The following is a 25,631-nucleotide window of genomic DNA, read 5'->3' as shown; positions in this document are numbered from 1 at the left end:
GGGTTCGGCGGGCCGCCCGGGCCCCGGCCTGAGCGAGTGTGTGTCGCGGGCCCGTGGCGGCCGGGCGGCGTGAGAGCGTCGGGGGATGGTGGAGAGCGGTGGCCGGGCGGCCGTGGTGCACGAGGTGCCGTACTACGCGCAGTGGGAATCCCCGGAGCTGGTACAGGAGATCATCGACGGATCGGTGGGCGCGGCGGACGACCCGCGCTGGGGGCAGTCGGGGGCGCAGACGCCGGAGGACTACGCGTACTGGTCCTGGCGGCTCTGCGGAGTGGCGTGCCTGCGGATGGCGCTCGACCGCTGGTGGGGTGTGGCGCCGCCGCAGGTCCCGCTGGCCGCGGAGTGCCTGGCGGCCGGTGCGTACGAGCGGGACGGCGAGCGGCTGCACGGGCTGATCCACACGCCGTTCGCCGCGTATGTCCGGGAACGCTGGGGACTGGCCGCGCAGGCGCGGGAGCTGACGGCCGACGAGGTGGCGGCGGAGGTGACCGCCGGGCGCCTGGTGATGCTGTCCGTGCACCCCACGATCCGCGAACCCGAGGGGCCCGAGCCGCACCGGCGCGGCGGGCACCTGGTGCTGGCGGTGGGCGTCACCGGCACGGCGCTGGTGATCCACAACCCGTCCGGGTTCGCGGGGGAGTCGCAGGCCTACGCGCACGTGCCCTGGCGGCTGTTCGACCGGTTCTACGCGGGGCGCGGGATCGTGCTCGGCCCGCCGGCGCACGGCCGGTCGGCCGAGGCGGGAGAGCGGGAGGCGGCGGAGACGGCGGACGCGGCGGGGGCGGCGGACGCGGCGGACGCGGCGGGGGCGGCGGACGCGGCGGACGCGGCGGGGGCGGCGGGTGCGGCGGGTGCGGCGGACGCGGGGAGTTGAGCGGCGGCCGGATCGGGCGGCTGGGGGGAACCGGCCATCGGCCCGGCCGTCCGGCACCGGCGGTCGAAGTGGCCGGTGCCGGGCGTCCGGTGTCGATGGATCAGGTCCTCGGTGTCAGGCCGTGGTGGCCGGCAGGCCGATCGGGTTGATCGGGGGCAGCGCACTGCGACAGAGCACCGAGATCGGCGTGAGCGCGGCGGCGAGCCGGTCGAGTTCGGTGCGCGGATGGCTCTCCCACACCCGGGCGGCGGCCAGGTCGGTGGCGGCCTCCAGGGACTGGTGACGGATCCGGCCGCACTCGGTGATCGTGCCGCGCTCCGTCAGCCAACCGCGTTCCACCAGACGGGCGGTGGCGGCCGCCCACTCCTCGTCGGTCCAGCCGCGCATCGGCTGCAGCACCTCGCGGCGGACGTCCAGCGCGCAGCGCACCACCAGCGCCTCGCAACCGTCCAGCCCGGCGGAGACCAGCGCCGCGACATGGCCGTCGCCGCGGTGCTCGCGCATCACGGTGGCGGCCTGCCAGAGCCGTCCGTACAGGCCGGCCGGGCGGGGGACGGCGGCGTTGGCGGCGGCCAGCACCCGGCCCGCGCAGTCCAGCCGGTCGACGGCCCGCTCCAGCAGGTCGGCCACCCGTTCGACCTGTTCCGGCTCCACGTGCTCCAGCAGCCGGGCGAGCGCCGCCGAGGCGCCCGCGACCCGGGCCGCCAGGGCGCTGTCCGGATCCGCCCGCTTCCAGACGTCCGGCAGGGCGCGTTCCACCATCGAGGGCGCGAAGTTGAAGAACGCGGCGACCACCGGCGGCGCGTCGACCGCGCCCAGCGGCGCCGCCCGCCCGGCGAAGTAGCCGCGCCAGCCGCCGCGCAGTCCGGCCTCCTCGAACGCCGCGCGGCCCTCGGGGGAGAAGTAGGTGACGGCGTGCACCGGCTCGAAGAGCCACCACAGGGCCCGGGCGGGATGGACCAGATCGGCCAACGGAGGACCTTCCTCGGAGTGAGCACGAAGAGTGCGTGAGGGGGTGGGAGGGGGTAATTCTGCGGCTGCGTGAGGGAGCTGGGCGGGGGTGGCTCCGCGGAGCGGGCAGGGGCCCGCGGGGGGAGTTCCGGTGCGGGCTCCGCGGAGGGTGTGTGGCGGAAAAGGGGCGGGAACGAGGGCGGCCGGAGGTGCGAACGACGGGTTTCACAGGGCTGATGACCACGGCGGCGCTCGCGTTAACCCCCGAGCGGGTGTGATGCGGGTCACGGGGAGGGTCCGCCGTTCAGTTCCCGCCCGCTCCCCGCGAGATGATGGGGCGAGGTGGCCGTTTCGGGCGCCGGGAACCCTCGTAGGAAGCGAAGCATCGGAAATGGCGCAGATCAACCCCAGCATCCTGTCCGCGGACTTCGCCAGGCTCGCCGACGAGGCCGAGGCCGTCAGGGGTTCGGACTGGCTGCACGTCGACGTGATGGACAACCACTTCGTGCCCAACCTGACCCTGGGCGTCCCGGTGGTCGAGGCCCTCGCCCGGGCCACCGGCACGCCGCTCGACTGCCACCTGATGATCGAGGAGCCGGACCGCTGGGCCCCGCAGTACGTCGAGGCCGGCGCCGGCTCCGTCACCTTCCACGTCGAGGCCGCGGCCGCGCCCGTCCGGCTCGCCCGGGAGATCCGGGCCAAGGGCGCCCGCGCGTCCATGGCGTTGCGGCCCGCCACGCCGATCGAGCCGTACGAGGACCTGCTGCCCGAGCTGGACATGCTGCTGATCATGACGGTCGAGCCGGGCTTCGGCGGCCAGGCGTTCCTGGACATCATGCTGCCGAAGATCCGCCGCACCCGGCAGCTGATCGACAAGCACGGCCTGGAGCTGTGGCTGCAGGTGGACGGCGGGGTCTCCGCGAGCACCATCGAGCGCTGCGCCGAGGCCGGCGCGGACGTCTTCGTGGCCGGCTCGGCGGTGTACGGCGCGGAGGACCCGGCCGAGGCCGTCGCCAAGCTGCGCGCGCTCGCGGACGCGGCGACCGCGGACTCCTGGTGGGCCTGCAAGCACTGAGTCGTCGGGGACACCGCCCCCGGGCCGCGGTGACGAGTTGTTGATCAGCTGTGACGGACACGGTGCGGCCCGCGGGCCGGGCCCGACGTACAGTGCCGGCTGACTGTCGGAGGGGAGAACCGTGGACCTGGACCAGCAGGGGAGTGGACACGCCGGAGCGGTGGGTGTCGGAGCGGTGGGTGTCGGGGTGGCGGGCGGTGTTCCGGTGCCGCCGCCCCCCGTCGCCCCGCCGCCGCCCGTGATGGCGCCGCCGCCCGCCGCGCCGCCCGTGATCGGCGTGACCGGCCGGGCCCGCACGGGCTTGTTCGGCCCGGGGGCGTTCGGCCCCGGCACGCTCGGGCGGCGCCGGCTGCTCAGGGCGGGCCTCGGCCTCGGCGGCCTCGCCGTCGTCGGCACCGGTACCGCGGTGGCCCTGTCCGGCGGTTCGGACGGCCCGGGCAGCCGGTCCGGCGGCTCCGGTGGCCCGGGCGTGCCCTCCGCCGCCGGTACGACCCCCGCCACGGCGCCCACCGGTACGGCGGCACCGTCCGGCGCCACGGCCGTCGTCCCCTCGCTCCGCAGCGAGGAGCAGCACTCGGCGGCCCGGAACGGCGCCGCGGTGAAGATGATAACGATCGTCCCGGAGGGCATCGCCCGCCCGGCCGACCTGCCGGTCTGCGTCGCCCTGCACGGGCGCGGCGCCACCGCCCAGGCGTGGACCGACCTCGGACTGCCGCAGATCCTGGTGGCCGCCATCGCGGCCGGCGTCCCCCCGTTCGCGGTGGTCGCCGTCGACGGCGGCGACGCCACCTACTGGCGGCGCACACCGTCCGGCGACGACCCGCAGAAGATGCTGCTGGAGGAGCTGCCGGGCTGGCTCGCCAAGCAGGGGCTGCGCGCGCCCGACGCGGCGATGGGCATATCCATGGGCGGCTTCGGCTCGCTCCGCTACGCCCGCAACCGGGGCGCCGGCTTCGGCCCGGTCGCGGTACTCAGTCCGGCGCTGTTCCGCAGCTGGGGCGACGCCAAGGCGGTGGGCGTCTTCAAGGACGAGGCCGACTGGCGCGAGAACGAGCCGCTGCTCCACCAGGACCAGCCGCACGGCCGCCCGATCGGCGTCTGGTGCGGCACCGAGGACCCGTTCTGCGACGCGGCCCGCAAACTGGCCGGCGACACCGTCCAGGCCCGCTTCACCCCCGGGGTCCACGACGCGGCGTACTGGCGCAAGGTCCTGCCGGACGCGGTCGCCTTCCTCGGCCGCGCGCTGGCGGGCCGCGGCGCCGGCTGACGGGGCGGGGCGGGGGGCCGGCTGATCGGCTCACCGGGGGCCGGCCGTCCGGAGTGGGTGGAGCGCCGCCCCCGCATGGTGGATGATCATTGTCGACGCCCCTCCGGCCCGGACCGCACGGCCCCGGCCGGCCCCGACCCGTACGGTGGTGGATCCGCGACATGAGCAACCTCGACCAGAAGCCCGCTCCGACCCCCTGCGGCGGCGAGTCCGGCGCCGGACCGGTCCGCGAACTGCTGACCGGACGCCAGGTCCCGCTGGGTGAGAGCACCGTCGTGCGCCGCCTGCTGCCCAACCTCGGCCGCCGGATGGTCGGCGCCTGGTGCTTCGTCGACCACTACGGCCCGGACGACATCGCCGACGAGCCCGGCATGCAGGTCCCGCCGCACCCGCACATGGGCCTGCAGACGGTCAGCTGGCTCCACCAGGGCGAGGTCCTGCACCGCGACAGCCTCGGCAGCCTGCAGACCGTCCGCCCCTACGAGCTGGGCCTGATGACCTCCGGCCGTGCGATCTCCCACTCCGAGGAGTCCCCGCGCGCGCACGCCCGCTTCCTGGAGGGCGCCCAGCTCTGGGTCGCCCTCCCGGACGCCCACCGGCACACCGCCCCCGCCTTCGAGCACCACGCCGACCTGCCCGTCGTCACCGCCCCCGGCCTGCGCGGCACCGTCATCCTGGGCAGCCTCGACACCGCGACCTCCCCCGGCACCGCCTACACCCCCCTGGTCGGCGCCGACCTCGCCCTGACCGAGGGCGCCGACCTCAAGCTCCCCCTGGAGCCCGGCTTCGAGTACGCCGTGCTCGCCATGTCCGGCAGCGTCGACGTCGACGGCGTCCGCGTCGAACCGGGCTCCATGCTCTACCTCGGCACCGACCGCCGCGAACTCCCCCTCCTGGCCCGCACCGACGCCGCCGTCCTCCTCCTCGGCGGCGAGCCGTTCGAGGAGAAGCTGGTCATGTGGTGGAACTTCATCGGCCGATCCGGTGAGGAGATCCTCCAGGCGCGCAACGACTGGGAGAAGAGCTCGCGGTTCGGCGAGGTCCACGGCTACGACGGCGCCCGCCTGCGTGCGCCCTCGCTTCCCGACATCCCCCTGAAGGCTCGGGGTCGAGTGCGCTGACCTGCGGAAATAGAGGCCATTGACCTCGTCCCGGCTGGATTACATGCTGCTCGGCGCCGCCGAGTGAGCACCGGCCGCACGAAAGAGCCGGTGGAGCGGCTGGGAATCCCCCTGCCCGGCCGCTCCGCCACCACCCTGGCTGCGGCGGTCACGGTGCCCGATGGCCGGCCACCGGACGCGGTCGCCGTGCTCTGGCTTGCGCTCGGCGTCAAAGCCGCCCCCTAGCTAGGGGGGATCCGACATGTCATCGAAAGCTATTCCAGGTACGCGTGGAACGGCCTGTTTCTCTGGGCCGTCCGGGAGCCGGCACGTCGACGAGGGCGTTTGGGGCCGGGAGGCGGGCGAGGCGGGTTGCGGCAGGGGGCCTGGGGAACCCGTTCCCCGCGGAGGCGCACCGGCGGATGATCGCCCAGGTGGCAGCGCCGCACCTGGCGCCGACACCGGTCGCGGACGGTTCGGGCACCGGTGCGGTCAGCGCAGACTCGGCGGAGCCCAGTCGGCATGCCGCAGGATGGCCCGGACGGTCACCCTGGAGGGGACCAGCCGGAGTCCCGTGTTGCGCACGGCCACAGCCAGAGGGTGCGTCAGCTGCTGCCCCATCCGGCCGGCCTGGCGCGCCGCCCGCGCCACTGACTGGCTGCGTGGGCGGCGCACCGCGTCGTAGCGGGTCAGTGCTGATTCGACGCTGGGTTCGGTGGAGAGCGCGGCGGCCAGGGTGGCCGCGTCCTCCAGGGCCTGGCAGGCGCCCTGACCGAGGTTCGGGGTCATGGCGTGTGCGGCATCACCGAGCAGCGCGACCCGGCCCGCGGTGAAGGCGGGCAAGGGCGTTGCCAGTTCGCGGATGTCGTGGTGCAGGACTGCGTCCGGCCGGGTCGCGTCCAACAGTGCGGGGATCGGATCGTGCCAGCCGCCGAACCGGCGGCGCATCGCGGCCAGGGCGTCCCCATGCCGTGTGCCGGGCGGCGAGTTGAGCACCGCGTGCCATTCGGCCCGACCGTCTGTGAACGCGATGTGGCCGAACTCGGCGCCCTTTCCCCAGGTCAGTTCGAAGTCCGTACGCAACGGCACCGGATGCTCGGTGATGGCGCGAAGGACCGTGGATCCGCTGTAGACCGGGCCGGGATGGCCGGGGAACAGCTGGCCGCGCAGACGACTGTCCACTCCGTCGGCCGCCACGACCAGATCCGCGTCCAGGAGGCCTTCCTTGACCGGCACCCGCACCCGGCCGGGGTCCGAGCAGTCGACGGACATCACCTCGGCCCCGATGACCAGGCACTCGGGAGGCAGGGCCTCGCGCAGCAGGCGGTGCAGCACGGCCCGTGGGATGCCGACGATCGGCGTGCCCAGTTCGCGCTCCAGTACGGCTCCGTCCATCCGAGCCAGCCATCCGCCGCCGGGAGCGCGGGTGCCTCCGGTGTACTGCGGCCGCGCGGCCGCGCGTACTGCTTCGCCGACGCCGAGGACGTCCAGCGCGCGGATGCCGTTGGCGTGCAGGGAAATGCCCGCGCCCACGTCAGCCAGGACCCGAGCCCGTTCGACGACCGTCACCTCCCAGCCGATCCGGCGCAGGCCGATCGCCGCGGCCAGCCCGCCGATGCCTCCTCCGACCACCACTGTCCTGCCGCCCATCCCCAGCCCCTCTCCTGCCGCCTTGCCGCGTGTTTCTACAGGTGTAGAAGGAGCGTATCCCGGGTCCTACAGGTGTAGAAATAGGGGGTGCCCGATGATCGACGTACCGTTCTTGCCGACACGGCCATCGCAGTGCTCGCCGATACCGGGATGCGAGGACTGACCCACCGCGCGGTGGACCGGGCGGCGGGCCTGCCGCCCGGCACCACCTCCGCCTACTACCGCACCCGCCAGGCCCTTCTCACCGCACTGGTCCGGCGCTTGGTCGTCCTCGATCAGACGGAACTCCAGGACATCGGGAGCCGGACACCGGTACCGCGCAGTGCCGAGGAACTGGTGACCGGGATCGCCGCTTTCCTCGACCGGCGACTCACGGGAGAGGGGCGGCGGCGCTCCCTCGCGCGCTACGCGTGCGCCATCGAGAGCGTCCATCACCCCGAGCTGCGGGAGATCCTCGTGCCGCGCGCGAACGCGGGGCGACAGGTCGTGTGCGACTTCCTGACCGCGCGAGGCATCGCGGATGCCGAGAGCCGTACCGTCACGTTGCTGACGTGCGTCGACGGGTTGGTCTTCGACCGCCTGGTGACTGGCGGAAGTGTGTCCGACGCGGAGATCCACGGGCTGGTGGCGGCGGCTCTGCGATAACCCGCGTCGGGCGGGAAGCGATCTGTGGCCGATGCCGTGCGCACCGCGTACCCGGAGGGCCGGTCCATCGCCGCCCTCGCCCGCGAGTACGACGTCAGCCGCGGCGCCATCCGCACGGCCGTCGCCGACCTCCTGCCCGACCGTGATGCGAAAGTGGCGATCGCTCGTCGGAGTAGCCGGGACCGCGACGGCGGGCGGTGCGACGCGGGCCCCGCCGCCCTGTTCCGGCCCCCGGCTGCGGCGTACCGTCGGTGGTGAGGGTCGGCACGGTGCGCCGCGGCGTGCGGTGGGCACTGCGGAGGTGACCGGATGGGCGTCGGCGGGCCGGGTGCGGGTGAGGCGCCGTACAGGGGCGACGCCTTGCTCGGGGCGGTGCTGGCGCGGGTGCTGGAGGCCTCGCACCGGATCGCACCGCAGGAACTCCCCGGCCTGGTGACCGGTGCGGCGCGGTCGCTGGGCCTGGGACCGGCGGAGGTCTACCTGGCCGACCTCCAGCAGCGGGTCCTGGTGCCGTTGCCCGATCCGGAGCTGCGCGAGCCGCCGGAGGCACTGGACGTGGACAGCACGCTGGCGGGCCGCGCCTACCGCACGGCGCTGACGGAGACGGCCGCCGGGCCGCCGGAGGTGGGCTGGGTGCCGCTGGTCGACGGCATCGAGCGCGTCGGCGTGCTGCGCGTCGGCGTGCACGTCCGCCCCGGGCCGGTGCTGGACCGGGCCCTCGCGCTGGCCTCGCTGGCCACGCTGCTTCTCGTGTCGAAGTCCACCTTCGGCGACGTTCTGGTGCGTACGGTCCGAACCCGCCCGATGAGCCTGCAGTCGGAGCTGCTGTGGGCGTTCGTACCCCCGCGCACCGTCGGGACCAGGCGCGTCACCTCCAGTGCCGTCCTGGAGCCCGCGTACGAGGTCGCGGGAGACGCCTTCGACCACAGCCTGGCCGACGACCTCCTCCACCTCACCGTGGTCGACGCGATGGGGCACGACCTCGCCTCCGGCGGGGCGAGCGCCGTCGCCCTCGCGGCCTGCCGCTCGACCCGCCGCGCGGACGGCACCCTCGCGGACATCGCGGAGGCGATCGACACCACGCTGACCCGCTGGATCCCGGACCGGCTGCTGACGGCGGTGATCGCGGACCTCGACACCGTCACCGGGCGCCTGTCCTGGGTCAACTGCGGCCACCCGCCGCCGCTGCTGATCCGCGCGGGCCGTGTCGTGCCCGGCGCGCTGGAGCGCCAGGCGCACCCCCCGCTCGGCATCGGTGGGCACCAGCGGCCGGTGCCCGTCCACCAGGCCCGTCTGCAGCCGGGTGACCGCATCCTGGTCCACACCGACGGCGTCACCGAGGCCCGCTCGGCCGCCGGCCAGCTGTTCGGCGAGCAGCGCCTCATCGACACCGTCGTCCGCGCCACCGCCGGCGGCCACCCCGCGCCCGAGGCCCTGCGCCGGCTCATGCACGCCCTCCTGGCCCACCGCGACCACCGCCTGCGCGACGACGCCACCGTCGTGCTCGTCGAATGGCACCCCGACCGGTGACCGCGCGCCGCCCGCGGCACGTCGGCCGCGGGCGGCCGACCCGCGCCTGGCAGGGCCGGTACGGACCTGACCGCCAAGGACTTCCGGACGTGGAACGCCACGGTCCTGGCCGCCGTGGGCCTGGCCGTCTCCGAGCCGGCGGTCGGGGAGTCGCCGGCCCGACGGCGCCGCGCCGCCGCCCGGGTGGTGCGCGAGGTCGCCGACTACCTGGGCAACACCCCGGCCGTGTGCCGCGCCTCCTACATCAACCCGCGGTTGATCGAGCTCTACGACGAGGGCCGGACGATCGCCGCGGCCCTCGACGGCCTCGGGGCGGCGGGAGGTCCGGTCGCCACCCACGGGCCGGTTGAGGACGCCGTCCGGGACCTGCTCGGGTAGGGCCGGGGGCGGTGGGTGGACCGCCCCCGGCCCGGACACTGCCCGGCCCGGACACTGCCCGGCCCGGACACTGCCCGGCCCGGACACCGGTCGGGCGCCCACCGCGCCGCGGCTGATCGGGCCTCCCGGTCGCCGCCCTCCGCGGTGCCGGTGGTGGTTCGTGAGTCGGCTCGACGCCCCGCCGCCTCGGGGCGGGGGATCTTCGGAGGAGTCGGGGTGCGTCGTATTCCGCGGGCCCCGCGGCGCGGCTCCGTCCGGTCGGTGGCGACGTCATCCGTCGTGCGAGTTCCGACGGCACGTGGCTACGATCGGAGGGAGCCCTTCCGGATGGTGGTGAGACGGAAGCCAGGTCGCCGATGCCCCCGAGGTCCGTCCAGTGGCCGCCGTATGTGCGGGCCGCGCCGTGGTTGCTGATCGTCGGCGGGCTGGTGTGGAATTCGCTGGATCCGGCCGACTACTGGGGTGACCCGTTGCTGGCCGCCGCCGCCGTGTTGTCCGGGGCGCTGCTGACCTTGCGGGACACCTGTGCGGTCGGACTGGCCAATGTGACCGGGATCCTGGTGCTGTCCACCCAGGACGGGTCGATCGGGACCGCCGACGGGTTCCTGGAGCTGGCCAACACGGCCTTCGCCGCCCTGCTCGGGGTCGGGGTGAACCGTGTGGTGGCCCGGCACGGGCGGCGGCTGGCGCGGGTGCGGTCGGTGGCGGAGGCGGCGCAGCAGGCGGTGCTGCCGGAGCCGCCGGGGCGGGTGGGGGAGCTGTCGGTCGCGGCCTCCTACCACGCGGCCCAGGACGAGGCGCTGATCGGCGGGGACGCCTACGCGCTGCAGACCACCCGCTTCGGCGTCCGGGTGCTGATCGCGGACGTGCGGGGCAAGGGGCTGCAGGCGGTGGGGGCGGTCTCGGTGCTGCTGGGCGCCTTCCGGGAGGCCTCGCACCGGGTGGCGGACCTGGCGGCGCTCGCGGACGCGCTGGAGGACTCGCTGCTCCGGGAGGCCGACCAGATGAGCGAGGAGCTGCGGATGGAGGGGTTCATCACGGCGCTGCTGGTGGAGCTTCCGCTGGGGGAGGGGGTGGTGCGCACGCTCGACTGCGGGCACCCCGGCCCGTACCTGCTGAGCGCCGACGCCCGTCCCGCGCCGCCCGTGCTGCGGTTGGACGCGGCCGACCCGGGGCTGCCGCTGGGGATGGGCGGCCTGGGGGTCGCGCGGCCCGCGCCGGAGAGCCGGCCGTTCCCGCCCGGGTGCACGCTGCTGCTGGTGACCGACGGCGTGACCGAGGCCCGGGACGCGGCGGGGGAGTTCTACGACCCGGTGCTCGGGCTGGCCGGGCTGGGGCCGGTCGCCGGGCCGGGTGAGGTGCTGGACGCGCTGGTGGCCGGTGTCGAGCGGTGGACCGGCGGTCCGCGGGACGACGACATGGCGGTGCTGGCGATCACCCGTCGGTCGGAGGACTGAGGGCGCGGCAGGTCGGGTGGACAGGTGGACAGGCGGCCGGACGGACGGGTCGATGTTTTGGACGGCGGCCACCGTCGGTCACGCCCATATCACGGTGGGGTGACGTCCTCGCGGTACTCCACGGAATCCGGCCAAGTTGAGTGGTGGCGTCCGATGGCCGGAAAGTAGGGGTCCGAATATCGGACGGAGAAATGGACGACCGACCGCCGACGGGTCCCGGGTGCTCCTCGGCCCGTGCCGCCTAGGCCGACCGGCCGCGTGCGCCCCGCGCCCGGGCCATAAGGGCGCGTAAGAGGCCTGCAAGGGGTGGTCGGGGGAGTGGCGGGATCCGGCCGACCGGCGGTTCGTCCGGAAACGGACCCGGTGGTTGCCCGGTGTCGAAGGGGTGACGGAAAGTCGAACCAATGAACGAGAAGCCTCACCCCCGTCGGGCCCGTCTGTTCGGCCACCGCGACTTCCGGCTCCTGCTGACCGGCGCCGCGGCGGCCCAGACGGGCAGTCAGGTCACGCTGGTCGCGCTGCCGTTGGTGGCGGTGGTGGTGCTGGACGCCACCCCGTTCGAGGTCGGCCTGCTGACCGCCGCCGAGACCGCCGCCTTCCTGCTGGTCGGACTGCCGGCCGGAGCCTGGCTGGACCGGATGCGCAAGCTTCCGGTGCTGATCCGCGCCGACCTCGTGCGCTGCCTGGCGGTCGGGACGATCCCGCCGGCGGCGGCGCTCGGGGTGCTGACCATGCCGCAGCTCTACCTGGTGGCGCTGGTCACGGGGGTGGCGACGGTGTTCTTCGACGTCGCCCACCAGTCCTTCCTGCCCGCCGTTCTGCCGCGCGAGCAACTGGTCGACGGGAACGGGGCGTTGGAGACGGTCCGGTCCTCGGCGCAGATCGCCGGACCGGGCCTCGGCGGCGGACTGGTCCAACTGCTCGGCGCGCCGCTCGCCATCGTGGCCGACGCCTTCGGCTACCTGGTCTCCGCACTGCTGCTCGCCCGGATCCGGGTCGAGGAGCCGCTCGCGGAGCCGGAGCCCGGGCGCTCGCTGCGCGCCGAGGTGGGGGAGGGCGTCCGGTTCGTGCTCGGGCACCCGCTGCTGCGGGCGATCGCGGCCGCCACCGCGGTGTCCAACCTGTTCGCGGCCGTGCTGATGGCCGTGCAGACCGTCTTCTGGGTGCGGGTGCTCGACCTGGCACCGGGGGCCATCGGCGTGCTGCTGTCGGTCTCCGCCGTCGGCGGGCTGGCGGGTGCGCTGTGCGCCGGCCGGCTGGCGCGGTGGGTCGGACAAGCCCGGCTGATCTGGCTGTCCACGCTGGTGACGGCGCCGTTCGCGGTGCTGTGGCCGCTGTCCGACGGCGGCCTGGGCGTGGTGCTGTTCGGCCTCGCCTCCGGGGTGGTGCTGTTCGGGGCGGTCGCCTACAACGTCGCCCAGGTCAGCTTCAGGCAGAGCGTCTGCCCGCCGGAGCTGCTCGGCCGGATGAACGCCACCATGCGCTTCCTGGTGTGGGGCACGCTGCCGATCGGCGCGCTGGGCGGCGGCATCGTCGCCGACTCGGCCGGGCCGCGGGCCGCGCTCTGGCTCTGCGCGGTCGGGTTCCTGCTCGTGCCGGTGCCGCTGCTGCTCTCGCCGCTGCGGCGGATGCGGGAGCTGCCGGGCGGCCCGGACGGTACCGGGTCGACCGCCGCTGGCCGGGACGCCACCGCGACCACAACCGACAGCGCCGCCGGGGGCAGCCCCGATCGCGCCGCCGAGGAGCCCGCCGTGAGCCCCAGCACCCACTGACCGACCCCAGACCTGCCGAGCCGCGACCGGAAACCGGAGACCGTTCCCGTGCACGCCAGCATCACCTCCGCCTACCTCGCCCGGTACCGCAGCGCTGCCGCGGACTCCCCGGCTGACCTGCTCCCGCTGACCGGAGCCCAGCGACGGTTCCTGATCACCCGTCGACTCGCGCCGCACGACCGCTCCGACGTCGTCCCGCTGTTCTTCGCCTACCCGCGGGGCACCCTCAACGTGGAGCGGCTGGCCCGCGCCGCGGCCGCGGTCGCCGCCCACCACCCGGCCCTGTCCGGCGGCTTCGCGACCGTGCGCGGCACACCCGTCCTGCGGGTCGGCGGCCCCTCGGCCGAGGCCGCCCGGATCACCGTCGCCCCCGGCGACACGGCCCGCGCGGCGCTGCGCCGGGCTTTGCTGGACCGCCCCGCCGGCGGCCCCGCGCTGCGCCTGCTGGTGGCCCGGGACCCGGACGGCGAGGAGGAGCTGCTCGCCCTCGCACTGGACCACGCGGCCTGCGACGAGCAGTCGCTCGGGGTGCTCACCGCCGAGCTGAGCGAGGCCTACGAGGGCGGTGACGCCCCGGCGGCACGCCCCGGCCCGCAGGCGCTGGCCGACTACCGCCAGGCCGTCGAGCTCCAACTGGCCGCCGAGGACGCCGCCGGCGGGGCCGCCGCCCAGGCCCACTGGGGCCGTCGGCTCGGCGCCCTGACCGGGGCGGGCGGCGGCGCGGCCACGTCCACCGGGATGCTCACCGAGCGGCTGCCCGCCGCCGAGGGCGCCGCCCGCGGCGCGGTCTTCCCGGCCCTGCTGGACGCCGTCGGGGCCGCCGCGCACCGGCTGCACCCCGTGGACGGCCCGCTCGCGCTCGGCTACCCGTGGGGCGGCCGCCCGCCCGGCGCGCCCGCCGCGCTCGGCTGCTTCCTCAACACCCTGGTGCACCCGGCCGGTCCGACCCCCACGGACGACCTGGACGCCCTCGCCGACGCCTGGTGGGACGACCTCGACCACGCCGGCACCCCGTTCGACGAGGTGGTGCGCGCCGCACGGACCGCGGGGGCGGCCTGGTCGGGCGCGCTGGACGCCATGCTCACCCTGGAGGACCTGCACCGCCGCCCGCCGCTGGTGCTCGGCGGCACGCCCGGCCGGGAGACCCACCTGGCCGGACGACCGCTCGCCGCCCCGCTCGCCGTCTCCGCCTCGCACGGCGACGACCTGCTGGTCCGGCTCGCCTGGGACAGCGACCGCTTCGCCGAGACCGACGCCCACGCCGCCTTCGCCGACCTGCTCGCCGTCCTGCGGCAGCACCTCTACGCCCGGCCCCGCCCGGGCGCGCTCGCCTGATCCGCTTCCGAGGTACGGCGTCTGACGTTCCGTCGGGCGCCGGCGCCCGACCTGCCACCGGTATCCGGCGGCCGACCTGGCGCGGGTCTTCCACAGCCGGGCCACCGGGCCGAACGCGCCCGCCCCGGCCGGGGCTCGCGCCGCACCGCTCCCGCGCCCCACCGCGAGGGCCCGACCTCCCACGGCCCGACCTCGCACGGCCCGACAGCCCTTAGCCGGCCCCCACGGCCCGACCTCCCGCGCCCTCCCGCGCGGGCCTGAGCTCCCCCACCGGATCCGCCTCGCCGGATCCACCGCGCCTGGACGCGCGGGCCCTGACGGGCCCGACCGTGCAGATGCCCCGACCCGGGACCGCACCGTCACCTCGGTGCGCCCCGGTCGCCAGCCGGAACGGGACCACCCCACGCCCGCCGCCGGCGCCACCACCGACGTGCCGACAAGCCCACCACACAAGGGAACCGCCCATGTTCGCACTCTCTCCGTCGCAAGAGATCGTCTGGCTGCACGAACAGATGCTGCCGGGCAGCCGCGCCTACAACTTCACCGCCGTCCTCGACCTGTACGGCACCCTCGACCGGGACGCGCTGCACGCGGGCCTGGCCGCCGTCCTGGACCACCACCCGGGCCTGCGCCTGGAGTTGGTGCCCCGGCCCGAGGGCCTGCCCGGCCAGCGGGTCGCCGAGGGGTGTCGACCGGAGCTGCGCCACAGCGACTTCACCGCCGAGGACGACCCGGACGCCGCCTTCCGGCGACTGCTCGCCGCCGAGGCCGAGGAGCCGGTGGACACCGAGCGGGCGCCGGTGCTGCGCTGGCACCTGGTCCGGATCGCCGAGGAGCACCACCGGCTGATCCACGTCGAGCACCACCTCGTCCACGACGGCCACTCCTTCGCGATCCTGCTGCGCGACCTGTTCACCGTCTACCGCGCCCAGGTCCTCGGCGAGCCCTACGAGCTGCCCGCCGCCCCCTCGTACGAGGAGCACGCGCGGACCGCCGCCGACGTGTCCCGCGAGCGCGCACTCGACTTCTGGACCAAGGAGCTGGCCGACGCGCCGCGCGAGGTCACGCTGCCCGGGCTGGCCCGGCCGGGCGCCGAGCGCCGCCACCGGGGCGGCCAGCTGCGCCAGTCGATCGGCGCCGACCTGGCCGAGCGGCTGCGCGAGCGCAGCAAGGCGGACGGTCACACCCCGTTCAGCACCATGCTCGCCCTGCTCGCCGAGCTGCTGCGCCGGCACAGCGGGCACCGCGAGCTCGTGGTCGGCACCGCCGTCGGCAACCGCCCGGAGGGCTTCGAGGGCACCGTCGGCATGTTCGTGAACACCGTGCCGCTGCGCCTGCGGCTCGATCCCGCCGCGCCCGGCACCGAGGCGGTGGACGAGGTGACCGACGTCCTGATGCGCGCGCTGCCGTACCAGGACCTGCCGGTGCAGGAGCTGACCCGCCGCCTGGGCCTGCACACCAGCGGCGCCGACAACCCGCTGTGGAACGTGATGTTCAGCGCGCACGACGCGGCGCTGCCGGACGTCCAGGCGCCCGGGCTGGAGGTCTCGCTGTACGAGGGCTTCAACACCGGCACCACCCGCTTCGACCTCGACCTGGTGCTGCTGCCCGACGACCGCCGGGTGGTCGGCGAGAAGCACGGCGTCGCCGGCATGACCCTGGTCTGGGACTACGACGCGGACCTGTTCCGCGAGTCCGAGGCCGTGCTGCTGTCCGAGCGGCTGCTGGAGCTGCTGCGCTGCTACCTCGACCGCCCGCTGGCGCCGATCGCCGAGCTGGCCCCGGCGCCCGCGGCAGAGCCGCCCGCCACCGTGCCCGCGGACGCCCCGGCCGGGCCCGCCGACGCCTCGGCGTTGCTCGACCCGGCCGCCGCCCACGATCCGAGCGCGCTCGCCCTGCTGGCCGGCAGCGAGCGGATCAGCTACGGCGAACTCGACCGCCGCGTCGCCGCGCTGGTCGAGCGGCTGCGCGCCGCCGGGGTCGCCCCCGGTCAGCCGGTGGCCACCGTCCTGCCGCGCGGCGCGGACAGCGTGGTCGCCCTGCTCGCCTGCCTGCGCCACGGCGCCGTCTACGCCCCGCTGTCCACCGAGGACCCGGCCGCCCGGCTCGGCCTGCTGCTGGAGCGGCTGAGCCCGGCCCTCGTCCTGGCCACCCGGCAGAGCGCCCTCGCGCTGCCCGCCGAGGGTGTCACCCCGGCGCTCCTGGACGGCCCGGCGTTCCCGAAGGCCGAGCCCGCCGAGGTGCTGGACGGCGCCGCCTACCTGATCCACACCTCCGGCTCCACCGGTGTGCCCAAGCCCGTCCGGGTCGGCCGTGAGGCGCTCGCCGGCTACGTCGCCGCGATCGCCGCGCGCTACGAACTCACTTCCGCCGACCGGGTGCTGCTGTTCGCCCGGCCGTCCTTCGACGTGGCGCTGGAGGAGGTGCTGCCCGCGCTCGCCGTCGGCGCCGCCCTGGTCGTGCCGCAGCGCGAGGTGCCCACCGGGCCCGAGCTGGTGGCCGTCCTCGCCGCCCGCGGCGTCACCGTCGCCAACCTGCCGACCAGCTACCTGCTCGCCGTCCGCGAGGACCTGTGCGAAGCGCTGCGCGACGACCGCTGGTCGCCCCGGCTGCTCGTGCTCGGCGGCGAGCGGCTGCCCGCCCGGGCGCTCGCGGACCTGATCGAGCACACCACCGTGCTGAACGGCTACGGCGTCACCGAGGCCACCGTCACCTCCACCGTGTACCAGGTGACCGCCGCCGACGTCGCCGCGGACGCCGAGGTCCCGCTCGGCACCGAGCTGGACGGCGTCCGGATGTACGTCCTGGACGACACCCTGCGCCCGCTGCCGGCCGGCTGCGTCGGCGAACTCGTCGTCGCTGGGCCGATGCTGGCCGACGGCTACCTCGGCCTGCCGGAGCCGACCGCCGCCCGCTTCGTCAGCGTCCCCGCGCTCGACGGCGCCCGCGTCTACCGCACCGGCGACCGCGGCTACCGCGACCTGGACGGCCGGCTGTGCTTCCTCGGCCGGGCCGACAACCAGGTCAAGCTCCGCGGCCACCGCATCGAGCTGGAGGAGATCGAGGCCGCCGCCTCCGCCGAACTCGGCGGCCGTTCCTGCGCGGTGGTGCTGCACACCGACCCGCAGACCGGTCCCCGGCTGCTCGGATTCCTGGAGGGCACCGACCGCCCCGACCAGGCCGGCCTGCACGAGGCGCTCGCCCGCCGGCTGCCCGGCGGACTCGTCCCGGCGAGCTGGACCGCCGTCGCGGCGATGCCGACCCTGCCCGGCGGCAAGCCCGACCGCGCCGCCCTCGCCCGGCTGGCGGACGAGGCCGAGGAGGCCGCCGACGCGGAGACCGCGCCGAGCGCCTTCGCCGACCCCGCCCAGGAGTTGATCGCCGCCGCCTGGCGCGAGGTGCTCGGCCACGACCGCTTCTCCGCGGACTCGCACTTCTTCGAGGTCGGCGGCCACTCGCTGCTCGCCGCGCAGCTCGCCGCCCACCTGGAGCCGCACCTCGGCAGCCGCCCGCCGCTGCGCACCCTGTTCCGCCACGCCGTGCTGGCCGACCAGGCCCGCGCCCTCATCGGCCAGAAGTGAAAGGCGGCACCGAGATGACCGCGCCCTCCGCCGTCCTGGAAGACGGCCACCGCGAACTCGTCGAGGCCTTCGAGAGCTTCGTCCGCCGCGAACTCGTCCCGCTGGCAGCCGAGTTGCCCGAGACTGCCGACCAGGTTCCGGGCGACCTGCGCAGCTACGTCCGCAAGCGCTCCGCCGCGCTCGGCTTCTACGCCGGCGACTACCCGGAGGAACTCGGCGGCTCCGGCATGCCGTTCACCGCCGTCGTCCTGCTGCACCACGCCGCCGGGCGCAGCGGCTGCGTCCTGGCCCCGTACGCGCTGGCCGGCTCCGACGGTCCCAGCCCGCTGCTGCGCCACGGCACCCCCGAGCAGATCGAGCGCCACCTGATCCCGCTGGTGCGCGGCGAGCAGACCCGCTGCCTCGCCCTCACCGAGCCGCACGCCGGTTCCGACGCCTTCCGGCTCACCACCACCGCGCGGCGCGACGGCGACCGGTGGGTGCTGAACGGGCGCAAGACCTTCGTCAGCAACGCCGAGCACGCCGGGATCGCGCTGGTCGTCGCCGCCACCGACCTCGGCGACGGCGCCGGTCCCACGACCGGGTCCACCGCCTTCGTGCTGCCGATGGACCAGCCCGGGCTGCGGATCGGCCAGCGCTATGAGGGCATGTCCGGCGAGCCGCTGTTCGAGCTGCTCCTCGACGGGGTCACCGTCGGCCCGGAGGCCGTGATCGGCGGCGAGGAGGGGGTCGGCGCGGCCACCGCCCTCGCCATGGACAGCCTCTCGCGCGGCCGCCTGGTGGTCGCCGCGATGTGCAACGGCATCGCGGAGTACGCGCTGCGCATCGGCGTCGAGTACGCCAGGGACCGGCGTGCCTTCGGCCGGGTGATCGGCGAGTACCAGCACGTCCAGGAGCACCTGGTGTCGACCCGGGCCGAGGTCGAGTCCTCCAAGCTGCTCACCCTCGCCTGCGCCCGGCTGGTCGACGAGGGCACCGAGTCGCCCGAGAACGCCGCGCTCGCCAAGCTCACCGCCTCCGAGACCGCGGTGCGGGCGGTCGACCGCTCGCTCCAGGTGCACGGCGCCACCGGCTGGGTGCGGGGCCACCCGCTGGAGTTCCTGTACCGCTACGTGCGGATGACCACGATCATCGAGGGCACCTCCGAGGTGCAGAAGGTCATCATCGCCCGCTCCATGGGCCTGAACTGACGGTTCGTCAAGACTGAGGAGACCATGATGGAATCCCTGAGCGTCGCATCCGGCCGTCCGTACCGGGACGGCGCGATCCTCGACCTGTTCACCAGCTGGGCGCAGCGCACCCCGGACGCCCCCGCACTGATCGACGGCGAGCGGACCTACAGCTACGCCGAGCTCGACCGCCTCGCCGACAGAACGGCCGAAGCCCTGCGCGGCAAGGTCGGCCCGGGCGACCTGCTCGGCGTCTGCCTCGGCCACTCGGTGTCGCTGGTGGCCGTCACCCTGGCCGCCGCCAAGCTCGGCGCCGTCCACCTGCCGCTCGGTCCGCGCCCCGGCGAGCGCCGGCTGCGGGCCGTCGCCGAGCAGCTGCGACCGGCCTGCCTGGTCGGCGAGCCGGACCTGCTGCCGCCGGGTGGCGAACGCCTCGCGCTGGACCTGCCCACCGAGGGCGTGGTGGCCGCCCTGGCGTCCGGCACGCAGGTGCCCGTCCCGGCCGGCACCCACTACGCGGTGCTCACCTCCGGGTCCACCGGCACCCCGAAGGCCGTCGCCGTCACCGGGCCCGCGCTCGGCGCGATGCTGCGGTGGTACCGCGAGCTGACCGGCCTCGGCCCCGGCGAGCGGCACAGCCTGCTGATCGGCGTCGCCTTCGACCCGCACGTGATGGAGCTGTGGGCCGGTCTCACCTCCGGCGCCGCCCTGGTGGTGGCCCCCGAGGCCGTCCGCTGGGACTCCGGCGCGCTCACCGACTGGTGGGGCGAGGCCGGCATCACCGTGGCCGTCCTGCCCACCCCGCTGGCCGAGCCCGTCCTGGGCCGCCCCTGGCCCGCCGGGCTGGCGCTGCGCCACCTCACCGTCGGCGGCGACCGGCTGCGCCGCGCCCCCGGGCGGGACGTCACCGCCACCGTCCACAACGCCTACGGCCCCGCCGAGGCCACCGTCACCACCACCGTGCACACGATGGCCCCCGGCGGCGACCACGGCGACGGCGCACCGCCGATCGGGCTGCCGATCGCGGGCGCGGTCGTGCTGGTCACCGACGAGGACGGCCGGCCGGTGCCGCGCGGCGTCTCCGGTGAGCTGCGGATCGGCGGACGCGGCCTGGCCGCCGGGTACCTCGACCCCGAGCTGACCGCCCTCCGCTTCCTCGATGCCCCCGAGGGCGTGGACGGCACCGACCGGGTCTACCGCACCGGCGACCGGGTCGTCATGCGTGCGGACGGGGTGCTGGAGTTCCAGGGCCGCCTGGACGACCAGGTCAAGGTCAGCGGTGTGCGGATCGAACCCGCCGAGGTCGAGGCCGCGTTCGAGCGCGACCCGCGGGTGCGCCGGGCGGTCGTGGCCGCCGAGCAGGCGCCCGCCGGTGGCGTCCGGCTGCTCGCCTTCGTCCAGGTGGGCGACGGCGGGGAGTCCGGCGGGGCCGCCTCCGAGGGCGGCATCGACCCGGCGCGGCTGCTGGACGCCGTCCGGCCCTGGCTTCCCGAGCAGGCGGTGCCCTCCGCCGTCCGGTTGGTGGACCGCTTCCTGCTGGACGCCAACGGCAAGGTGGACCGCCGGGCGCTGCTGGCCGCGGTGCCACCGGAGCCCGCGGCGGCGGAGGAGGGCGACACCCCTGCCGAGCGCACCGTACTGAAGCTCTGCCGTGAGCTGATCGGCCGTGCCGACCTCGGCCTCGCCGACAACTTCCTCGCCTCCGGCGGCAACTCGCTCGCCGCCGCCCGACTGCTGGAGGCGCTCGAAAGCGCGTACGGGATCCGGCTGCGCGCACCCCTGGTGCTGCGCCAGCCGGACCTGCGGGCCGTCGCCCGACTGGTCGAGGAGCGGGCGGCCGCCCCGGCCGCGACCGCCTGACCCTCCCGCACCGCCTCACTGGGGCGCCCCGGCCGTACCGCCGGGGCGCCCGGAAGGGAACACCATGACCATCGCGACCTTGCCCGCGCTGATCGCCCAACAGGCCGAACGGCAGCCCGACGCGCTCGCCGTGACCGACGGCTCCACCATCCTCACCTACCGCGAACTCGTGGACGCCGCAGCCAGGTTGGCCGCCGTCCTGACCGCCCGGGGAATCGGCCCCGGCAACGCCGTCGGCCTGCTCTGCGCCCGCTCCACCCGCCTGGTCGTCGCCCAGCTCGCGATCTGGCGCACCGGCGGCCACGTCCTCCCGCTCGACCCGGCCTACCCGCGCCCGCGCATCGCCGAGATGACCGCCGACGCCGGAGTCCGGCTCGTCCTCGGCGACAAGGCGCTGCTCGCCGAGGCCGGCCTCACCGAGGACCGGACCTTCGTGCTGACCGAGCACGGCACCGACGCGACCGGGGCGGTGGCGCCCGACGCCGCCGACCCGGCCGCGCCCGCCCTGGTCTTCTACACCTCCGGCTCCACCGGGCGGCCCAAGGGCGTGCTCGTCCCGCACGCCGCCGTCACCGACCTGGTCACCGCCCCGGACGCCATCGCGGTCGGCCCGCGCGACCGGGTGCTCTTCCACTCCGCCGTCACCTTCGACGCCTCCACCTTCGAGCTGTGGGCCCCGCTGGCCCGCGGCGCCGCCGTCGCCGTCTCGCCGGCCGACCGGCCGACCGCGGAGGACCTGGGCCGCGACGTCGAGCGGTTCGGCGTCACCACCCTGCTGCTCACCAGTGCGCTCTTCCACCACCTCGCCGCCCGGCAGTCGCGGATCTTCGGGGTGCTGCGCACCCTGGCGGTCGGCGGCGAGGTGCTGTCGCCCGAGCACGCGGGCTCGGTGCTGCGCGCCTTCCCGTGGCTCGAACTGGTCAACGTCTACGGACCGACCGAGGCCACCACCTTCACCACCCTGCACCGGGTCACCCAGGCCGACTGCGCCGGCGCCGTTCCGATCGGCCGGCCCTTCGGCGGTGCCCGCGTCCTCGTCCTGGACGAGCGGCTCGCGCCGGTCCCGCCGGGCACCGTCGGCGAGCTGTGGATCGCCGGTGAACGCCTCGCCCAGGGCTATGTCAACCGGCCCGAGCTGACCGCCGAGCGCTTCCGCGAGCTGCCGGACGTCGGGCGTGCCTACCGCAGCGGCGACCTGGTGCGCGAACTGCCCTACGGCACGCTGGAGTTCCACGGCCGCACCGACGAGCAGGTCAAGGTGCGCGGCTTCCGGATCGAACCGGGCGAGGTCGAGCACGCGCTGCTGCAGCTCCCCGAGGTCGCCGAGGCGGCCGTCGTGGTCCGCAGGGCCGGGCAGGACGACGCCGCCCTCACCGCCTGCGTCGTCCTCGCCGAAGGCGCCGGCCAGGCCGTCGGGACGTTGCGCGCCCGACTCGCCGAGCGACTGCCCGCCCATCTGCTGCCCACCGCCTGGACGGTGCTCGCCGCGCTGCCGCTGACCGGCGCCGGAAAGGTGGACCGGCGGGCACTGGCCGCCGCCGACGAGGTCGGGCAGCGCCCCGCCGAGCGCGTCGCGCTCACCCCGATCCAGCAGGTCGTCGCCGAGGCCTGGAGCCGGGCCCTGGAGCGTCCGATCACCGACCCGACCGCCGACTTCCTCGCCGAGGGCGGCCACTCGCTGCTCGCCATGTGGGTCGTCGACGACCTGCGGGAGGACCTCGGCGTCGAGCTGTCGCTCGGCGACTTCCTCGACCACCCGACCGTCGCCGGGCAGGCGAAGCTGCTCGAACGGGGCCTGCGGGCCGCCGACGGCGTGGGCGGTGCGGGAGCTCCCGCCGCGACGGGCCCCGCCGCCGCTTCGGACGAGGCGCCGGGAGCGGGCCGGTGACCGCCGTCGACCAGGCCGACCTGCTGCGCCGCGCCCGTGGCCGGCGCAGCGCCGCCGCCCCGCCGCGCCGCCCGACCGTGCCCGACGGCCCGGCCCCGCTCTCGCACGCCCAGCAGCGGATGTGGCTGATGGACCACCTCGGCCAGGGCGGCGCCCTGTACAACGTCCCGATCGCCGCCCGGCTGCGCGGTCCGCTCGACCGGGCGGCCCTCGCCGCCGCGCTCACCGGGCTGACCGAACGGCACGCCGTCCTGCGCACCCGCTACCCGAGCCGCGCCGGACAGCCGTACCAGCAGACCGACCCGGTCGCCCCGGTGCCGCTGCCGGTCGTGGACGCCACGACGGACGAGGCGGCCGCGGTGCGGCTCGCCGCCGAGGCCGCCCGCCCGTTCGACCTCGCCACCGGACCGGTGCTGCGCGCCCTCCTGCTACGGAACGGGCCGCAGGACCACACCCTGGTCCTGACGATCCATCACATCGCCGTCGACGGCGGCTCGCTGCCGGTCCTGGCCGCCGACCTGGCCGCGCTGTACGAGGCCGCTCGCGACGGCACGCCGCCCCGGCTCCCGGCGCCCGGACCGTCGTACGCCGAGTACGCCCGCCAGGAGCGCGCCCGGGACGCCGAACTCACGGCCGCCGCCGACGCGCTCGCCGCCCGGCTGACCGGCGCCCGCCCGCCGGCGCTGCTGCGGGCCGTCCCGCCCGGCGCCCGCGAACGCCGGGCCGCGCTGCACGCCGCTCCGCTGGACCCCGCCGTCCTGGACCGCCTGCGCGGCCTCGGCGCCCGGCACGGCGCCACCCTGTTCACCGTCGTCCTGGCCGCCGCGTTCGCCACCCTGCGGACCGCCTCCGGGCAGGACGACCTCGTCCTCGGCTGCGCCAGCGGCCACCGCGCCCGGCCCGACCTGCGGCACACCGTCGGCCTCGCGGTCAACACCCTCGCCGTCCGGGTCGACCCGGCCGGAGACCCGTCGTTCGCGGAACTGCTGACCGCCGTACGGGGCCAACTGCTCGACGCCCAGCGGCACCACGACGTGCCGTTCGACCTCGTGGTCGAGCGGCTCGGCGCGGCCTCCCGCGGCGCCGACGGCACCCCGCTGCTGTCGGTCACCTGCGACCTGATCCAGCCCGCCGCACCGCTGACGCTGCCGGGCCTGACCTCCGAGAACGTCGAACTCGACCTGGGGCTGGCCAAGTTCGGCCTGGCCCTGCTCGTCGAGGAGGGCCCCGCGCCGCGCTGCCTGGTGCAGCACGACCGGGACGTGCTCGACGAGGCCACCGCCGTCCACCTGCTCGACGCCTTCGCCGCCGTGCTCACGGCGGTGGCGGGGGAGGCGGACCCGCACCTGTCCGAGCTGCCGGGACGCCTCCTGGCCGCCGCCGAACACCCGGTGGTGGAAGGCCTGCTGGCCGACCCCGGCGTGGTCGAGGCGGCCGTGATCGAGCGCGCCGACGGCCCGCCGCTCGCCTACGCGGTGGTCCGCGGACCGGTCGCCCCGACCGGCACCGAGCTGCGCGCCGCCCTCCGCGGACGCCTCCTGGCCGCCGAACTCCCGCACGCCGTCACCCTGGTGGACCGACTGCCGCGCCACCCCGACGGCGCCCCCGACCCCGCCCGGCTGCCGGGCGCCGCCACACCTCCCGGTGACGGACTGCCTCCGGACGGCCCGGTGGACACCGTCCGGGAGGCGTTCGGCGAACTGCTGGGCACCACCCCGCCCGCCGACGGCGACTTCTTCGCCCTCGGCGGCCACTCCCTGGTCGCCGTCCAGCTCGCCGAACGCCTGCGGATCCGCACCGGGCTGCCGCTCACCGGCCTCGACATCCTGGAGCAGCGCACCCCGCGCGCCCTCGCCGCGGTGCTCGCCAGCCGCGAGGACGAGCGCCGCGCGGCCCTCGCCCGGACCTCCGGCGCCCGCCCGCGCACCCGCTCCCGCACCGGCACCGTGCTGCTCACCGGCGCGACCGGCGGGGTCGGCGCGGCGGTCCTCCAGGAGCTGATGGCCCAGGGCAGGCCGGTCCGCGTGCTGGTCCGGCCCGAGTCCGCGCACCTGGCCGCCCTGAACGGCGCCGAGGTGGCGGAGGGCGACCTCGCCGACCCGGACAGCCTGCGGCGCGCCGTCGAGGGGGCGGACGCCGTGATCCACTCCGCCTGCACCTTCACCGACCACGCCACCGACCTCGCCGCGATGCGCGCCCTGGTCGACGGCTGGCGGGGCGGCGGCCCGTTCGTCTTCGTCAGCAGCATCGACGCGTACGGCCGCCCGACGGGCACCCAAGTCCCCGAAGGCAGCCCCAGCGGCGCGGCGGTCACCCCGTACGGGCAGGCCAAGCTGGACTGCGAACGGATCCTGTTCGAAGCCGCCGCCACCCGGAGCGGTCAGGCCACCGCCGTGCGCGCCCCGATCGTCTGGGGCCCGCACCACCGCCTGCGCGACCAGCTCCGCTGGGGCTCCACCGGCGCCCTCTACCAGGCCGCCCTGGCCGGCCGCCCGATCGCCCTCCCGGTGGCCGACCACTGGTACGGCGCCTCCTGGGTGCACGCCGCCGCCCTGGCCCGCGCCCTCGCCGCCTGCACCACGCCGGGGCACCCGGCGGCCGGCCGGGTCGTCAACGCGGTGAGCGGACACGTCTCCTGGGCGGAGTTCACCGCCGAACTGGTCCGCCTCCTCGGCACCGACAGCCCGATCACCACCGCCCCCGACACCGACGAGGAACTCCGCCGCCCCTGGCACTACCTGACCGAGACCCTGACCGCCCCCCTCACCCCCGAACCGGGCGAGGACTGGCGCACCGTCCTGGCGGCAATGGTCGGCTGAGCCGGCCCGCAGCACGTCAAGGAGCCCCGCCAGAACTCCTTCTGGCGGGGCTCCTCGGATCTGTTCTACGGCCGACGACCCCCGGTTCCTGGGCAACGCCGACCGGGTCGCCCACCGGGACGAAGTCGACGCCGTCGTGCGGGAGACCACCCCGGGCCTGAGCACCGCGGACCTCGTCGACCGGTTGGACGAGGCCCCGGCAGGCGTGTCCGTCCCGCGAACAGAGCCGTCCGCCACGTGTCTGTCACGGCCGCGGGCCAGTGCCTACCGTCGATCCCGA

Annotated in this window: 16 protein-coding genes and 1 pseudogene; 15 read left to right on the top strand and 2 right to left on the bottom strand. The window is 75.9% G+C overall.

Annotation, left to right across the window (positions count from 1 at the left end):
- The first annotated feature begins 85 nt into the window (after nt 1-85).
- The gene (locus tag ABZ495_RS16875) at nt 86-874 is read left to right on the top strand and encodes a C39 family peptidase (protein WP_359836552.1); all 789 of its coding nucleotides are present in this window, start codon (nt 86-88) and stop codon (nt 872-874) included.
- A gap of 114 nt (nt 875-988) precedes the next feature.
- Here ABZ495_RS16875 and ABZ495_RS16870 read toward each other — a convergent pair whose 3' ends face one another.
- Complete coding sequence (locus tag ABZ495_RS16870; RefSeq protein WP_359836550.1) at nt 989-1,846, bottom strand: hypothetical protein; 858 nt, start codon at nt 1,844-1,846, stop codon at nt 989-991.
- A 370-nt stretch (nt 1,847-2,216) separates the two neighbouring features.
- Between ABZ495_RS16870 and rpe the strand changes: the two genes are divergently transcribed.
- The 3 genes from rpe to ABZ495_RS16855 all read left to right on the top strand — a co-directional run bounded on the left by rpe (nt 2,217) and on the right by ABZ495_RS16855 (nt 5,288).
- On the top strand, nt 2,217-2,900 hold the full coding sequence (rpe, locus tag ABZ495_RS16865) for a ribulose-phosphate 3-epimerase (RefSeq protein ID WP_329486720.1): 684 nt from the start codon (nt 2,217-2,219) through the stop codon (nt 2,898-2,900).
- Between the two features lie 205 nt (nt 2,901-3,105).
- Nucleotides 3,106-4,167 carry an alpha/beta hydrolase-fold protein gene (locus ABZ495_RS16860; protein WP_359836548.1) on the top strand — a complete coding sequence of 354 codons (1,062 nt, stop codon included), beginning with the start codon at nt 3,106-3,108 and terminating at the stop codon, nt 4,165-4,167.
- A 161-nt stretch (nt 4,168-4,328) separates the two neighbouring features.
- A complete protein-coding gene (locus ABZ495_RS16855) occupies nt 4,329-5,288 on the top strand; it encodes a pirin family protein (protein WP_359836546.1) in 960 nt (319 codons plus the stop codon).
- Nucleotides 5,289-5,759: 471 nt separating this feature from the next.
- On the opposite strand, the gene ABZ495_RS16850 is transcribed toward ABZ495_RS16855, so the two are convergent.
- The gene (locus tag ABZ495_RS16850; RefSeq protein ID WP_359836544.1) at nt 5,760-6,917 is read right to left on the bottom strand and encodes an FAD-dependent monooxygenase; all 1,158 of its coding nucleotides are present in this window, start codon (nt 6,915-6,917) and stop codon (nt 5,760-5,762) included.
- 87 nt (nt 6,918-7,004) lie between these two features.
- On the opposite strand from ABZ495_RS16850, the gene ABZ495_RS16845 reads away from it, so the two are divergent.
- The 11 genes and pseudogenes from ABZ495_RS16845 to ABZ495_RS16795 all read left to right on the top strand — a co-directional run bounded on the left by ABZ495_RS16845 (nt 7,005) and on the right by ABZ495_RS16795 (nt 25,351).
- A complete protein-coding gene (locus ABZ495_RS16845) occupies nt 7,005-7,562 on the top strand; it encodes a TetR family transcriptional regulator (RefSeq protein ID WP_359836542.1) in 558 nt (185 codons plus the stop codon).
- 309 nt (nt 7,563-7,871) lie between these two features.
- The gene (locus ABZ495_RS16840) at nt 7,872-9,092 is read left to right on the top strand and encodes a PP2C family protein-serine/threonine phosphatase (RefSeq protein ID WP_359836540.1); all 1,221 of its coding nucleotides are present in this window, start codon (nt 7,872-7,874) and stop codon (nt 9,090-9,092) included.
- Nucleotides 9,093-9,146: 54 nt separating this feature from the next.
- A pseudogene (locus tag ABZ495_RS16835) lies at nt 9,147-9,470 on the top strand (DNA topoisomerase IB); the annotation flags it as partial.
- A 356-nt stretch (nt 9,471-9,826) separates the two neighbouring features.
- Nucleotides 9,827-10,927 carry a PP2C family protein-serine/threonine phosphatase gene (locus ABZ495_RS16830; protein WP_359811383.1) on the top strand — a complete coding sequence of 367 codons (1,101 nt, stop codon included), beginning with the start codon at nt 9,827-9,829 and terminating at the stop codon, nt 10,925-10,927.
- A gap of 404 nt (nt 10,928-11,331) precedes the next feature.
- Nucleotides 11,332-12,699: an MFS transporter gene (locus ABZ495_RS16825; protein ID WP_359836539.1), complete on the top strand. Its 1,368-nt coding sequence runs from the start codon at nt 11,332-11,334 to the stop codon at nt 12,697-12,699.
- 48 nt (nt 12,700-12,747) lie between these two features.
- A complete protein-coding gene (locus ABZ495_RS16820) occupies nt 12,748-14,034 on the top strand; it encodes a non-ribosomal peptide synthetase (protein ID WP_359836537.1) in 1,287 nt (428 codons plus the stop codon).
- 464 nt (nt 14,035-14,498) lie between these two features.
- Nucleotides 14,499-17,615 (top strand): amino acid adenylation domain-containing protein, encoded by a 3,117-nt coding sequence (locus tag ABZ495_RS16815; RefSeq protein WP_359836534.1) that lies wholly within the window; start codon nt 14,499-14,501, stop codon nt 17,613-17,615.
- Between the two features lie 14 nt (nt 17,616-17,629).
- A complete protein-coding gene (locus tag ABZ495_RS16810; protein WP_359836532.1) occupies nt 17,630-18,805 on the top strand; it encodes an acyl-CoA dehydrogenase family protein in 1,176 nt (391 codons plus the stop codon).
- Between the two features lie 27 nt (nt 18,806-18,832).
- Nucleotides 18,833-20,644: an amino acid adenylation domain-containing protein gene (locus tag ABZ495_RS16805; RefSeq protein ID WP_359836530.1), complete on the top strand. Its 1,812-nt coding sequence runs from the start codon at nt 18,833-18,835 to the stop codon at nt 20,642-20,644.
- A 64-nt stretch (nt 20,645-20,708) separates the two neighbouring features.
- Complete coding sequence (locus ABZ495_RS16800) at nt 20,709-22,532, top strand: non-ribosomal peptide synthetase (RefSeq protein ID WP_359836528.1); 1,824 nt, start codon at nt 20,709-20,711, stop codon at nt 22,530-22,532.
- Complete coding sequence (locus tag ABZ495_RS16795) at nt 22,529-25,351, top strand: condensation domain-containing protein (RefSeq protein WP_359836526.1); 2,823 nt, start codon at nt 22,529-22,531, stop codon at nt 25,349-25,351. The genes ABZ495_RS16800 and ABZ495_RS16795 overlap by 4 nt, the downstream gene beginning before the upstream one ends.
- Nucleotides 25,352-25,631 lie beyond the last annotated feature (280 nt).

Source organism: Kitasatospora sp. NPDC005748, from assembly GCF_040630735.1.
In the GTDB taxonomy this organism is placed as follows: domain Bacteria; phylum Actinomycetota; class Actinomycetes; order Streptomycetales; family Streptomycetaceae; genus Kitasatospora.
Note: the sequence above shows the minus strand (reverse complement) of the source record. Positions and strands in the feature narration are given on the sequence as shown.